At 59.5% G+C, this 12,481-nt stretch carries 10 protein-coding genes and 2 pseudogenes; 3 read left to right on the top strand and 9 right to left on the bottom strand.

Features of this window, described 5'->3' with window-relative positions; genetic code table 11:
- Positions 1–25: 25 nt before the first annotated feature.
- The 4 genes from J5286_RS21890 to J5286_RS21875 all read right to left on the bottom strand — a co-directional run bounded on the left by J5286_RS21890 (position 26) and on the right by J5286_RS21875 (position 3,499).
- Positions 26–280, bottom strand: a complete 255-nt coding sequence (locus J5286_RS21890) for a Tn3 family transposase (RefSeq protein WP_204814859.1) — start codon at positions 278–280, stop codon at positions 26–28.
- Positions 281–352: 72 nt separating this feature from the next.
- Positions 353–802 (bottom strand): hypothetical protein, encoded by a 450-nt coding sequence (locus J5286_RS21885; protein WP_204814857.1) that lies wholly within the window; start codon positions 800–802, stop codon positions 353–355.
- A gap of 253 nt (positions 803–1,055) precedes the next feature.
- Positions 1,056–1,532, bottom strand: a complete 477-nt coding sequence (locus tag J5286_RS21880) for a chemotaxis protein CheW (RefSeq protein ID WP_142843288.1) — start codon at positions 1,530–1,532, stop codon at positions 1,056–1,058.
- Entirely contained in the window at positions 1,532–3,499 is a 1,968-nt protein-coding gene (locus J5286_RS21875; RefSeq protein ID WP_373692763.1) for a methyl-accepting chemotaxis protein, read from the bottom strand. The genes J5286_RS21880 and J5286_RS21875 overlap by 1 nt, the downstream gene beginning before the upstream one ends.
- Before the next feature lie 649 nt (positions 3,500–4,148).
- Here J5286_RS21875 and J5286_RS31300 point away from each other — a divergent pair.
- From J5286_RS31300 to J5286_RS21865, 3 genes and pseudogenes are all read left to right on the top strand, one after another.
- Positions 4,149–4,495 (top strand): annotated as a pseudogene (locus J5286_RS31300) (IS5/IS1182 family transposase); the annotation flags it as partial.
- 851 nt (positions 4,496–5,346) lie between these two features.
- Positions 5,347–7,455: a methyl-accepting chemotaxis protein gene (locus J5286_RS21870; protein ID WP_142843286.1), complete on the top strand. Its 2,109-nt coding sequence runs from the start codon at positions 5,347–5,349 to the stop codon at positions 7,453–7,455.
- Between the two features lie 64 nt (positions 7,456–7,519).
- Positions 7,520–7,639 (top strand): annotated as a pseudogene (locus J5286_RS21865) (transposase); the annotation flags it as partial.
- A gap of 166 nt (positions 7,640–7,805) precedes the next feature.
- On the opposite strand, the gene J5286_RS21860 reads toward J5286_RS21865, so the two are convergent.
- The 5 genes from J5286_RS21860 to J5286_RS21840 form a co-directional block, all read right to left on the bottom strand.
- Positions 7,806–8,762 (bottom strand): helix-turn-helix transcriptional regulator, encoded by a 957-nt coding sequence (locus tag J5286_RS21860; protein WP_161596381.1) that lies wholly within the window; start codon positions 8,760–8,762, stop codon positions 7,806–7,808.
- A 402-nt stretch (positions 8,763–9,164) separates the two neighbouring features.
- Positions 9,165–9,872 carry an ABC transporter ATP-binding protein gene (locus tag J5286_RS21855; protein ID WP_142843284.1) on the bottom strand — a complete coding sequence of 236 codons (708 nt, stop codon included), beginning with the start codon at positions 9,870–9,872 and terminating at the stop codon, positions 9,165–9,167.
- Positions 9,872–10,585 (bottom strand): ABC transporter ATP-binding protein, encoded by a 714-nt coding sequence (locus tag J5286_RS21850; protein ID WP_142843283.1) that lies wholly within the window; start codon positions 10,583–10,585, stop codon positions 9,872–9,874. The genes J5286_RS21855 and J5286_RS21850 overlap by 1 nt, the downstream gene beginning before the upstream one ends.
- Positions 10,582–11,604 (bottom strand): branched-chain amino acid ABC transporter permease, encoded by a 1,023-nt coding sequence (locus J5286_RS21845; RefSeq protein ID WP_161596380.1) that lies wholly within the window; start codon positions 11,602–11,604, stop codon positions 10,582–10,584. The genes J5286_RS21850 and J5286_RS21845 overlap by 4 nt, the downstream gene beginning before the upstream one ends.
- A 4-nt stretch (positions 11,605–11,608) precedes the next feature.
- Entirely contained in the window at positions 11,609–12,466 is an 858-nt protein-coding gene (locus J5286_RS21840; protein ID WP_161991473.1) for a branched-chain amino acid ABC transporter permease, read from the bottom strand.
- Positions 12,467–12,481: the final 15 nt, after the last annotated feature.

The raw sequence follows: 12,481 nt of genomic DNA, 5'->3' as shown, positions 1-12,481 counted from the left end.
TCGTCGACAGCACCGGCCTTCAGGTCTACGCGCACGAGGCACCCGGTCTTTTGCCGTATTTTGCATTGTATTCAAGGCTTGCTTCGCCGCGCCCGCCCGCTGGAAAGAACTGCCTGTCCGAGGAGGAGATATGACCGTCACCCCAGACCGCGGCGAAGGGATGGGCTTGCTGCGCATCGACCAGCACGGCGGTCGCCGAGGCGTAGGTTTCTGATCGCAGATGCCGATCCACCATTAGCATCATCTGGTGGATCGTGACGCCGAGCGAGCTTTCCGCCATGCGTTCGGCGCCGGCTCATCGTTCGCAGTCTCGCCCGGTGCGATAATGCGTGAAGCTGTCTAGGAACCTGGTCTAGCTCTGCACCTCGGCAAGCAGGCTGGTGATCCTGATTCGTGGCACCGAAACATAAAGTCGACGGCTGAGCGCGACGATCCTGTCACGCTCCTCCTCGCGGTTCGGGGAGACCGACAAACCCTTGTCGGAAATAGCCGAATCCGGAATGGCGTTGGCAGCCGCCGCCCTTGCCAGCTCTTTGAGTCTCGCGTCGAGTGTGGGAGTGCGTTCGGCTTGCCATTCGGCAAAGCTGTCAGGGATGGCAAGCCCGAGCCGCCCTTCGGCGCGCATCAGGGCGAAGATCGGTCGAGGCAGAAGATAATCCTCGAAACTGCGCCATGCCCGGCTGCGATCGACCCATATGTCGCCGGCCCGCGGCCGCTCTCGCAGGTGAACGAGCACCGCCACTTCCCAGGCCGTAGGAGTGACGCCGTCCGAGCGCGCACGCCGCCACCACTTGCGGGTCATGAACGCGAACGGCAACAGCGAAAGGAAACTACCCGCGCAGGTTAGAGCGCTTCCGTATAGTTGGCAATGTGCAGGATTCTGTCACGCTCCCGTTCCAGCGCTGCCTTCGTCTCGAGATCACTTGAGGCTTGCGAAGCGCCGTTTGTGTTGGCTGGCTCAAGGTGAGGGAGTGCGATGAGTCGATTCATCGGAAGTATCTTTCGGGAGTATTCTTTTTTGATAGGCCCCGGCCGTCTTTGGCCGGGATCGCGAGTCACGCGGCGTGTGCTCCGTCTTCGAACCTCTCGAACATGTGGTCGAGGTTAAGAAAGCAGACCATGCCGCGTTCGAGCGGGATGATGCCGTGCGAAAAGGCCGGATCGAAAGACGTTCCAAGATCCGGCACGGGCTGAATCTGGTCCGCCCGGATAGAGAGAATATCCGACACCTGATCGACCACGAGGCCGACGATGTTTTTGTCAACCTCCGCAACGACGATCGCGGCGCGGCTGGTGTCTATCGTGCTCCGCACGCCTAAGCGCGCGGCGAGATCGATGATCGGTATTACGGATCCTCGCAAGTTCATCACCCCGATGACATCAGGAGGTGAGTGGGGCAGCGGCGTTGCCGCTGCCCACCCCCGGATTTCCCGAATTGACGTTGTCTTGATGCAGAACTGCTGGTCGCAGAGATGAAAGGCAATGATTTCCAGAATCGTCGCTTGGCCTGGGGCGATCGCTGTTACCTGCATCAGAATTCCTCCCAGGTATCCACGGCAACTGCGGTCGCCCCTTTGCCGCCGAAGGCACCGGCGAGTTTAAGGCCGAGTGCGCGGGCGGGGGAAGGGACCGGCTTGCTGTCAGGGGCGACGGTGCGCGGCGCGGATGCCGACCCGTCGAGCCTGAAGCGGGTGATCAGTCGAGCAAGGTTCCCGGCCTCGTCGGCCAATCGGTTGGTGGCTGCTGTTGATTCCTCCACCATCGCGGCATTCTGCTGGGTCGTCTGGTCCATCTGGTTGACGGCCGTGTTTACCTCCGCCAGGCCCGTTGATTGCTCCTTCGCAGCCGTGGCGATCGAATGGACGTGCTCGTTGATCTTGACCACGTGGCCCTGGATCAGCGACAGCGCCTCTCCGGTTGCAGTCACCAGCTTGACACCGGAGTTCACTTCCTCACCCGAGCGCGAGATCAAGGCCTTGATGTCCTTGGCCGCGGCGGCCGAGCGCTGCGCCAGTTCGCGTACTTCCTGGGCGACGACGGCAAAGCCCTTGCCGGCGTCGCCGGCGCGCGCTGCTTCCACCCCAGCATTGAGCGCCAGAAGGTTCGTCTGAAAGGCGATCTCATCGATGACGTTGATGATCTGACCAATCTCGCCCGAGGCCTGCTCAATCTTGCCCATCGCCGAAACAGCATCCTTCACGACCGCGCTCGATTGTTCGGTGCTGCGGCGCGCCTCGTCGACCATATGGCTGGCTTCGGTCGCCCGCTCGGTCGAGCTCCGCACGGCGGCGGTGATTTCTTCCAAGGCCGAGGAGGTTTCCTCGAGCGAGGCGGCCTGCTGCTCTGTGCGCTTGGAGAGATCTCCTGAGGCCATCCGCATTTCACCGGCGCCGCCATTGATCGTGTCGATGGCCGAACGCACCTCGCCGAGAACGGAGCGCAGGTTCGCCATGGTTGCGTTGACGTTGTTCTTGAGTTCGCCGAAGGCACCTTGGAACTCGCCGCGCATGGTTTCCGTCAGATCGCCTTCCGCCAATGCGGAGATAACCCGGCGGGTTTCGGCCACGCCGCGATCGACCGAAGTCACCAGCTCGTTTACCTGGGCGGCGAACCGGTTGAGGTCGGCGTTGTGGTAGTCCTTGTCGATGCGCTGCGTGAAGTCGCCGGCGACCGCCGCCGAGACGACCTCGCCGATGCTCGACTGCAGGTCGGCGCTTTTCGCTTGCAACGCCGCTTCCTGCGCGTTCAACTCGCGCACCTTGATGCCGTTCTGCTTGAACACTTCGACGGCGCGGGCCATCTCGCCGATTTCGTCTTGGCGGGCGCTGAAGGGGACGTCCGTCTCGAGATTGCCGTCGGCAAGAATGCTCATGCTGCCCGTCAGCCGGCCGATCGGGCGGGCGATCGACCGGGCGCCGAACACGGCGGATCCGGTCAGCAGCAGCACCATGGCAAATGCCATGCCGATATTGATGATGCTGGTAAACGCCTGCACTCGTTGGCTCTCATTCACGGCCTCGGTCGCAAGGTCCTTCGCGACCTGGACGCCTTCGTCCAGCGTCTTCGTCATCGCTTCCGCAGTTGCAAGCAGGGATGTGCGAAGCTCCTCCTCCTTGCTATTGACCTCATTGGTCGATGCGCCGCCGTTCGATCTGGCTTCGACCACCTTCGCTAGATCGCCGGCCAAACCCGAATAGGTCTCGGCGAGATTCTTAATCGCCTGAACGCGATCCCCGTTGGCCGGCGTCCACATCTGCGCCTTCGCTTCGTCCAGGTATTTTTGCACGGAGTGGTAGCGCTCCTGCACGTTGGTAATCGCTTTGTTCGCATTCTCGGCTTTGCGGGCCAGACGGAGATCGCGCACGCCTATTTGCATGCCGCGCACGGAAGCCTTTGCATCGACAAGATTGCGGGAAATGGTCATTTGCGTGAATGCGCGTGAGGCTGCCTCATTGGCGTCCTGAGCGCAGATCCAGCCGACCAACGTAGTAAGTACCATAAGAAGAATACCTGCCCCGGACATGAGCGCGAGCTTGGTACTGATGCGTGAGAAAACGCTTGCAGACATTAGTTGAAGTTCCTGCGTAGCTGAAAACGTCATTCTTTCAGGTCGAACGTTGAGCGAAATGCCGCTCGAATCATTGAACGGCGTCGGGCGGGCATGCTCAAGGCAGATTGTATACCTACGTGAGCATACCTTTGGTCAGCACTTGGCTGGCTACTCGCCAGTAGTATTATTTAACGTGTTAATAATTTGTCACCGGTGCTACATCCGCGTACCCAAAGATGCGCGAGTCGGACAATGCTTCTGAACTTGGATCTGGCCGGGCTCGGCTAGGCTTTTGTTGCTCGTCTTTTTCGTGTCCGATGGTTTCTCGCCATAGGACTTCCGATAGTCGGCGGGAAAACGGCCGAAGTGAAAGAAGCCCTATTTCAGGCATATGTCTTTCCCGGATTCTGGATAGGAGGATCGAGAAGATCCTTACGCACTGCGCGAAGGCACTGCGCAAAGGCGGATAGCACACAGATAAGCCGAGTCGTTTCCCTGAGCTCGGAAACGGTTTCGAGTGCGCGGGCACAAATCGCTTCAACCCAAACAACTTCAAATCCCCTTAGCTGCTATTATTGCAGAAATCCCCACGGCGCCCCATGGCGCCAGATCCCGTCGCCGTTGGCGCAAGCTGCACCCTGGCTCTGGAGGCAGGTAGTGGCGAGATCATCGCCCATAAGATGCCCGGTCAGGACATTGGCGACGGCTCGCGGGTGGGGCCATTGCTCGACCAGATCGATCGTCCGATCGGCTTCCACGAGCTACGGCAAGCGCGCACCCGTCGAGAGCACCATCGGGCGATACAAGTCCATCATCGGACGGCGCCTGCGGGCTCGGTACTTCCTCGCTGAGCGGACGGAAGTCGCCCTTCGTTGCGCCGTCCTCAGCCGCATACATGGCTGCGCACACCCGAAATCCGTCCGGCGCCATGAAGCGATCGCATAAACAGCACCATCAGTGACCGGCATCCGCTCACGTCCCGATCCTTCGCATTAGTCTGCGACGCTCGTGACGGCAGCGTCGATCGACAAACTCCACTAGATCGATGTGCTGCGGAAGCCCACTTTGCGAGCCTTTGCGTATGCGAGAGACGTCGTCAGACACACGAATCTATCCAATTCAGGTCTGCTTGGTCCATTTTCGGCAGCGTTTTGCGCGCCGGGCTTGATGATTAATCCTTTGTTTAGGCGATACCGTGCTGGTGGCGAGTGCTGTGATGGTAGCCACTACTAACTCGGGGCCGAATCTCCGCCCAAAGTGGTGATGCAGCAATGCGATTGCTCTAACGCCAATCGCGTCTGCGGGATGAACCCGTTGGTTTTCCTAACTTATACATTCGATGCCTGGCTGGCCGCGTCCGATTACGTCTTAGCTGCCCATAGCATTGAATTCGTGGGCTTCGCTCGCCAATGCCTCGGAACCTCCTCCTATTTTCCGAGGCCACGGGAGCGGAGTGAAATCTCATGAAACGCGACTTCGCGGTCTGCGGCTATAGTTTTAGGGTAGTTACAGTGAAGCGGCCAAAGAGGCAGGAATATCTCACCGGCAAACCAATGTCGCCCGACGGATTTCAATAAAGCTGACGCATGAAGATTATGCAGCAGGACAGCTCGGAAAGCGCGTTCGGATGCCGTGATGGACGCTTGATTAACTCCCATACGGAAATCTCGCTAGCGCACATCCGTGCCCTTTATTTTTCGGGGGGCGATATTGGGGGCAGTTAAGTGCGATTTCGTCAATTTCAGTAACTATGAGCGAAACTTCATTACTTATCAAAAGCGGTGGAAAGGCAAAACATGTTGATCAAGCGACGAATTTTTATGGCAATCGTCTTTGCCTCAATCGTTTCCGGCTTAGCCGTAGGAGTTCCTCTCTATCTGGGTGCGATCAACTTAGTTGGGTCTGCATCGCAGAAGCAACTCAATGATCTGCGCCAGAAGTTTAATCAATCGATCGATGCCGAAATCGAGCGCGCGAGGAGCCTTGGAGGTCTGGTGGCCGAGATGCCGGAAGTTCAGGCTGCAATGGCTGAGGGAGACCGTGACAGGCTCGTGAGCATCTTCACCCCCGGATTCCCCTTGATGAAAGAACAGTTCGGCATCGACCAATTTCAGTTCCATACGCCGGATGCGAAGGCATTTCTTCGTATACATAAGCCAGAAAAATTCGGCGATGATCTGTCCAGCTTCCGCTTCACCGTGGTCGAGGCAAACAAGACGCAAAGACCGATCTTCGGCTTGGAGCGTGGTGTCGCCGGGGCCGGCATCCGCGCAGTCTATCCTGTCTTCCATCTCGGCAAGCACGTGGGTTCACTTGAATTCGGGATCAGATTTGGGGAAAACTATATTAGACAGATTATTGGCGAAAGCGAACATCAGGCGGAACTTTATTTCCTTCCAATGGATACAAATGCGGTTCTCGAGGTAAAGTCTCTCCTCACCGCAAGCAGCAAAGCCGGGGATCCGCTGCTCACAGCAGAACAGCTTTCCATGATTCAGCAGGGAGGTGAGGTCAAAACCAATTTTGACCTTTCCGGCACTCATTTCGCCGGGTTAGCATTCGCGATTCACGACTACGCCGGTCAAGTTGTTGGTGTGGGGCACATTCTTACTTCAATGGCCGATCTGGAGCAACAATCCCGCAATTTTGCCATCCTGGCAGCTCTGGCCGGTATCGCGGCTTTCGCTGCATCGATAGTCATTGCCACCTTCGTTGGTCGACGTCTTGGAGGTTCTATTCTTCGAATGACCGACGCCATGGGGAGGCTGGCCGAAGGTAACAACGATATTGATGTACCCTCGCGCGGTGGTAAGGATGAACTTGGGCAGATGGCTGACGCAGTGGAAGTGTTCCGCCAGAACGCCATTGAACGGTTGCGACTCCAATCCGATACGGAGGCACTTCAGATCGAGGAACTGGAGCGTCAGCAGACACACGAAGCCGAGGAGCGCCGCCGGATGCATCTGCTGATGCAGGCAACGGAAGGTCTTGCCCTGGGGCTCAGCCGTTTGGCGGAAGGAGACCTGGCGCACAAACTCGAGATACCCTTTGCACCGGAATACGAGCGCTTGAGAGCCGACTTCAACGCTGCCACTACACAGCTTTCCTCCACAATGACTTCAATTGTCGACGTGGCTACGGAGATTGACCGTGGTGCAAAAGAGATCAGCACCAGCGTCGATCACCTGTCGAAGCGCACCGAACAGCAGGCCGCAGCTTTGGAGGAAACCGCCGCGGCGCTGGACGAGATCACTGTCAACGTCTCCGGTTCGGCCCAAACCGCCGATGAAGCACAGGGCATTTCCGCGCGGGCTGCGACAAATGCGATGCAGTCCATGGAAATAGTGAAGGACGCCGTCAAAGCAATGGGAGACATTGAGGCGTCCTCGTGCGAAATCTCAAATATCATCGGTGTAATCGATGATATTGCCTTCCAAACCAATCTTCTGGCCCTCAATGCAGGTGTCGAGGCCGCTCGAGCAGGAGATGCGGGCAAGGGATTTGCGGTTGTGGCCCAGGAAGTTCGAGAGCTCGCGCAAAGATCAGCCACCGCTGCGCGCGAAATCAAAGCGCTCATTTCCAAATCATCAGGCGCCGTCGAACGGGGCGTGACATTGGTTAATCGGACCGGCGCTTCACTGCAGCAGATGCAGCAGTCCAATTCGCAGGTGAACGGACAGATGAATGCTATTGCACTGGCTGCTCGGGAACAGTCGAATGGGCTGATTGAAGTCAATCGTGCCGTCAATCAAATGGACCAAGTCACCCAGCAGAATGCGGCAATGGTGGAGGAGGCCAGCGGGGCGAGTTCTGTTCTCGCCGGAGAGGCGCAGAAGCTCCGAATGCTGGTTGCGTCCTTCCGGGTGGCGGAGAATCTTGAGGTTGAAAGGCGAACGGCGGCGTAACCGGCACTTCGAAATGCAGGCAATACATCGGGGCGATCGTCTTACCACGATCACCCTGGTGGTATTGAACGCGCCGCGCTATCAGTCGGGCGGAGTAGATTACGACGGCCAAATCTCCCGACGCGGAGACACCTATGCGCGTTCGCTTCTCGATGAAGCGGCGGTAGTGACCCTGACACGCAGTTGGGCTCCGCTGCGCGAGCCAATTGGGTCACTCGCTCCTGACAATTGGCCTTGTCGAGTTGAAGAAGATGCTTCGTCCGCTGGAGACCCAGCCCAGCGCATTCCTCGGTGATCTCAAAGTGCTTCCGCACGGCGTTCCGAAATCCGGATGCACGAAAGCGTGGACCTCAGCGCAACTTGATGGTTTCCGACGGCGTTTCGCCGAATGCTTGTCGATAAGCCGCAGCAAACCGCCCCATGTGGGTAAAACCTGTACTCCGTGCGACGTCGGAGATTGACGGAGAGGTTGTGTTGCCGAGCAGAGTTTTGCGAGCGGCTTCTAGGCGGATAGTTCGCAGGTATGTCAAGATTGTAGTACCTTTGAACTGCTTGAAACCGCTCTGCAATGCTCTCACGCTAGTCCCGATCTCGCGCGCTATTTCAGACACCTCAAGGGAACGAGACAGGTTGGCATGCATGTATTCGATTGCTCTCTTCACACGCCATGGCACGGCCGGCGAAGTAGACTGTGAAACTCGGCGGAGGTAGTTGTTAGGAACAGCATTCAAAAGCGCGATCATCGTTGCTTGGAACAAGTGCTCAGTTGCCAGCAGCGGGAAGCTGTTTCCGTCGGAACCATTAATGCAATACCAGACAAGATTACCAAGTGCCGCCAACCTCGAACCACTTACTGTTGTCAGGTCGACAACGCAGTCAAATTCAACATCATCTACAACAGGTCCCTCAATCAGCGCACTAACTTGCTGAATCATTGCCGCCTTTTCGAATGCCAGTAGAACATAGCTGCCGTGATCGAGTTGAATGAGCTCTCCGAACCGGCTGGAACTCGTTATAAAACCCCTGGTTCGCGTCAGAGAAACAAGTTTTGCGGCACTTTCAGTTTCCGAAGCGGGCAGACAAAGGATGTAAACGTCAGGCGCAGGATCGAAAGGCAATTTCGCCCAAGGACAGCGCTTTCCCTTCCATGCTCTGAACCGGCCGACAACATAAAGCTTTCCTTCGACGAAGATCTTGTGGTCCCGTGGTTCATCTTCGGAGTAAAGGAATGTCTCCCCATCGGCCTCCGAACTACTGCCAGCGTTGGATGCCTCCATCCCGAAAGCAGGGAGCCCAGCAGAGCGCAATTTATCCTCCAAAATCGGTAGTTTGCCACACTGCACCAATGCTCACCCCGGCCCCTGGATCGCTCTCTCTCTCCAGTCAATCGGACCCGAACAGGTTTGCCGTCGTGGCGCGTTACGTTACGGGCTCGCGACCACCCGGCACCTGCTCGACAAGGCGGCGCAGGAGGCCCCGGGCCATCCGTCAAGGAGACGCTGATGGAGCGACGCCAGCTCGAGGCAAAACGCCTGCTGATGTTCAACATCATTAAGTCGGTGACCCCGCCTATTTCTCCCGCTTCCTCCGCCAAAGAACGGGTATCTCACCCGCAGCCTGGCGGCAGGGTCGCCTCGCCCCCGAAGCAGAGGGCCGGACCGCGCTGCCTCGCCGCAAGACGCCACCGAAAATCCGGCCGATGCCACCATTCAGGCCAGATAGGCCTTGTGCAGAATATCCGGCTCCGAGATCAGCCTCTGAGGCTCGCCGGAATAGGCGAACCGCCCTCGCGACATGACGATGGCGTGGTCAGCCAGCGAGAGAGCGACGGCAGTGAACTGCTCGATCAGCAGGATGCCCGTCCCTTCCTGGGCCAGCCTTTCAATGACGTTCATCAGCCGCTTGACGATCAAGGGCGCCAGTCCCAGCGACATCTCGTCGGCGAGCACGAATTTTGGTCGACAGATAAGCGCCTGCCCGAGTGCCAGCATCTGTTGCTGACCTCCGGACATGGACCCGGCCCGCTGGTTCTTCCGCTCAGCCAACTCGCCGAAAATGGAATAGATTTCATCGAGCGCCCGATCGAGCTCCGGGCGGGAATGGGCATGCCCGGCCGTGCGCAAGTTGTCGTCGACGGAAAGCCCCGGCAGCACCCGGTGCCCCTCGGGAACAGCCGCGACACCGGCGGCCCGAACCGCTTCCGTCCCCAACCCGGAGAGGCGACGGCCAGCCATATGGACGGAGCCTGCCTCGAGCGGGAGTGCGCCGGCAAGGGCCAGCACCAGCGAACTCTTGCCGGCGCCGTTTGGCCCCAGCAGGGCCGTGACCGTGCCCGGTTTCAGGCTCATCGACACACCATCCACGACGCGCTTGACGCCCCGGCGGACGATCAGCCCCTCGATCTCCAGAGTTTGCATCACGTTTCCTCCATACCGAGATAAACCGCCCGCACCCGAGGATCGGCGAGCACCGAGGCCGTCTCGCCATAGGTGACGAGCGATCCGAAATCGAGAACCATGGTTCGCTGGCACGTGGCCTGGATCAGATCGACATCGTGATCGATCAGGAAGGTTCGGGCCCCGATCGTTTCGGAAATCCCGTTGATCACGGACCGCAGCGTTGCGACCTCGCTCTGTGAGAAGCCGGCACCCGGCTCGTCCAGCAGAATGAGTTTGGGCGAACCGGCCACGCAACGCGCCAGTTCCGTCATGCGCCGTTCAAAGGAGTTGAGGCCCGCGACGGAGCGGCGGCGGACGGCATTGATCCCGGTGAATTCCAGAGCCCTCGTAAGGGCATCCTCCGCGTCACCCCGTGACAGACGAAGAGAGTCGAGCACAACCCTAACATTGTCTTCCACCGTCAGTTCATCGACGGCCTGCTCCTTCTGAAAGGATCGGCGAAGGCCCCATTGAGCCCTCTGATGTGGCTGCAATCCAGTTAGTTCCTGGCCGAAGACGCGGATCCGCCCTGAGCCCGGCCTCACGAAGCCGGAAAGCACGTTTAGAAACGTCGTCTTTCCAGCGCCGTTTGGCCCGATGATGCCGACCACCGGCGCATCAAGTTGCACAGTCAGCCTGTTCAGCGCCGTCACACCGCCGAAGGAGACCGTTACTCCATCGATCTCGATCATCTGGCGCTCCCTCCGTTCGACTTGCCGAGCAACAGGACCGCGAGATCCTCGATCTGCCCCGCGATGCCTCTGGGAGCGGTGGCGAGCGCGTGGATCAGGGCCGCACCGAAGATGATGTAGGCAGTGTCGCCGTTGACCCCCAGATCGTTGAGCAGGGCCGGAACGAGGCGATAAAGCGCCGCTGCGATCAGCGCCCCGACCGGGCTCCAAGCGCCCCCGACGATAGTCAGGGCAAAGATCATCACCGACTCTGCAGCCGGAAAGCTGCGCGCGTCGAGCATTTGCAGATTGCCGGCGAGCAGCACGCCGGCAATCCCGGCGAGGAAGCCTGAGAGGGCGAAGGCCCAGACCTTGTAGAAGGGGACGTCGACCCCGGTCGACATCGCCGCAGCCTCGGAACGCCGGATCAGCGCCCAGGCCCGGCCCGCCTTCCCGATTTCGTGCCAGTGAGTGAGTGCCATGCCGAGCGCCGTAACCACGACGCAATAGGCAAAATAGGCCGCATCACTGCTCGCGAAGGTCGGACGCGGCATGTATCCGGCCGATTTCACAGCAAAACCCAACCATCCACTGCCGCCATTGGGAAACTGGATGACATTGACGATGATGGCGAAGGCGCCGGCGATCATCAGGGTGACCAACGCCAGATAGAGTCCACGCATGCGCAGTGCCGGATAGGCGAACACCATGCCCAGCCCGGCAGCAGCGACCCCGCCGGCCAGCATGTTGACCTCGAAGGGCGTGCCAAGCCCGTAAGCGAGTCTGAGACCGACCCAGCCGCCAGCACCCATGAGAGCGACATGCGCGAGAGAGACCAGCCCAAGACGCCGATAGAGCAGCGCGATAGCGGCGGCCGTCAGCGTGTAGATTGCCACGCCGGTCAGGACCTTGATCCAGAGGGAGGCCAGCAACAACGGTGGCAGAAAGGCGAGAGCCGCAACGAGGACGGCGAGACCGATCGCGCGGGACCGCCAAAGGGCCGAGACAGGGGTGGAAACCACCGGGGGGTTCGATGCCATCATCTCAATCCTCTCCCGCAAATGTCAGCCGTCGGCCGCGTTGTAGCCACATCAGCGCCAGTGTCGCGATGACGAAGGGAGCGGCGACGCGGAATGGGGCAAGCGGTTTCACAAGGGTCAGCATGCTTTCGGTCACGCCGATTAGCAGCCCGGCCACGAAGGTAACCGGAATGGATTTCAGTCGTCCGATGATAGTGGTGGCGATCACCGGGATGACGAGAAAGGTGAGAACGGCCGGATCGAGCCGCACCAATCCTCCGAAAAGCAGACCGGTAAAGCCGGCCAGCACACCGGAGATCCCCCAGGCGAAGGCCTCGACGCGGCGGACCGGAACACCGAGGATGGCCGCGACGTCGCGACTGTCGGCCAAGGCCCGCATCAGGAGACCCGTCCGGGTTCTGGACAGATAGATCCCCATGGCCAAGGTAGCGATCACACCGCCGGCCAGCGCGATCAGCCGGGTCCCGTTGATACGGACCCCGATGATGGACAGGCCGAGGCTGTCCGAGAACAAGCCGAGCTTGCGGGACGTCACCATCCAGATTAGGTTCATCAGGCCAAGCAGGCACAGTGCGAAGCCGAGTGTTGCAACCGCCTTGATCACCGGTTCCCGGTGGGCAAGTTGCGGAGCGACCAGCAACCCGAAACCCAGCGAGAGGGCGAGGCTTACCCCCATCGCGGCCGCCCAGGCGAGAGGCTCCGGCAGGTGCCATTCCAGCACCTGCCAGGCAGTCATGGCGCCCACGGCGCCGATGGCGCCATAGGCGAAGTTGAGCACGCCGGTAGCCCGGTTCAGGATCACCAGCCCCACCCCGCCCAGCGCATATAGGGCGCCGACAGCGAGCCCCGAGACGAGAAACATTCCAAAGGCTCCCAG

The sequence above is a fragment of the Rhizobium sp. 16-488-2b genome, assembly GCF_017741815.1.
Classification (GTDB): domain Bacteria; phylum Pseudomonadota; class Alphaproteobacteria; order Rhizobiales; family Rhizobiaceae; genus Rhizobium.
Note: the sequence above shows the minus strand (reverse complement) of the source record. Positions and strands in the feature narration are given on the sequence as shown.

Coding starts and splice junctions, on each gene's coding strand:
- J5286_RS21890 (WP_204814859.1), bottom strand. CDS start 280: ATGGCGGAAAGCTCGCTCGGCGTCACGATCCACCAGATGATGCTAATG.
- J5286_RS21885 (WP_204814857.1), bottom strand. CDS start 802: ATGACCCGCAAGTGGTGGCGGCGTGCGCGCTCGGACGGCGTCACTCCT.
- J5286_RS21880 (WP_142843288.1), bottom strand. CDS start 1,532: ATGCAGGTAACAGCGATCGCCCCAGGCCAAGCGACGATTCTGGAAATC.
- J5286_RS21875 (WP_373692763.1), bottom strand. CDS start 3,499: ATGGTACTTACTACGTTGGTCGGCTGGATCTGCGCTCAGGACGCCAAT.
- J5286_RS21870 (WP_142843286.1), top strand. CDS start 5,347: ATGTTGATCAAGCGACGAATTTTTATGGCAATCGTCTTTGCCTCAATC.
- J5286_RS21855 (WP_142843284.1), bottom strand. CDS start 9,872: ATGCAAACTCTGGAGATCGAGGGGCTGATCGTCCGCCGGGGCGTCAAG.
- J5286_RS21850 (WP_142843283.1), bottom strand. CDS start 10,585: ATGATCGAGATCGATGGAGTAACGGTCTCCTTCGGCGGTGTGACGGCG.
- J5286_RS21845 (WP_161596380.1), bottom strand. CDS start 11,604: ATGGCATCGAACCCCCCGGTGGTTTCCACCCCTGTCTCGGCCCTTTGG.
- J5286_RS21840 (WP_161991473.1), bottom strand. CDS start 12,466: ATGTTTCTCGTCTCGGGGCTCGCTGTCGGCGCCCTATATGCGCTGGGC.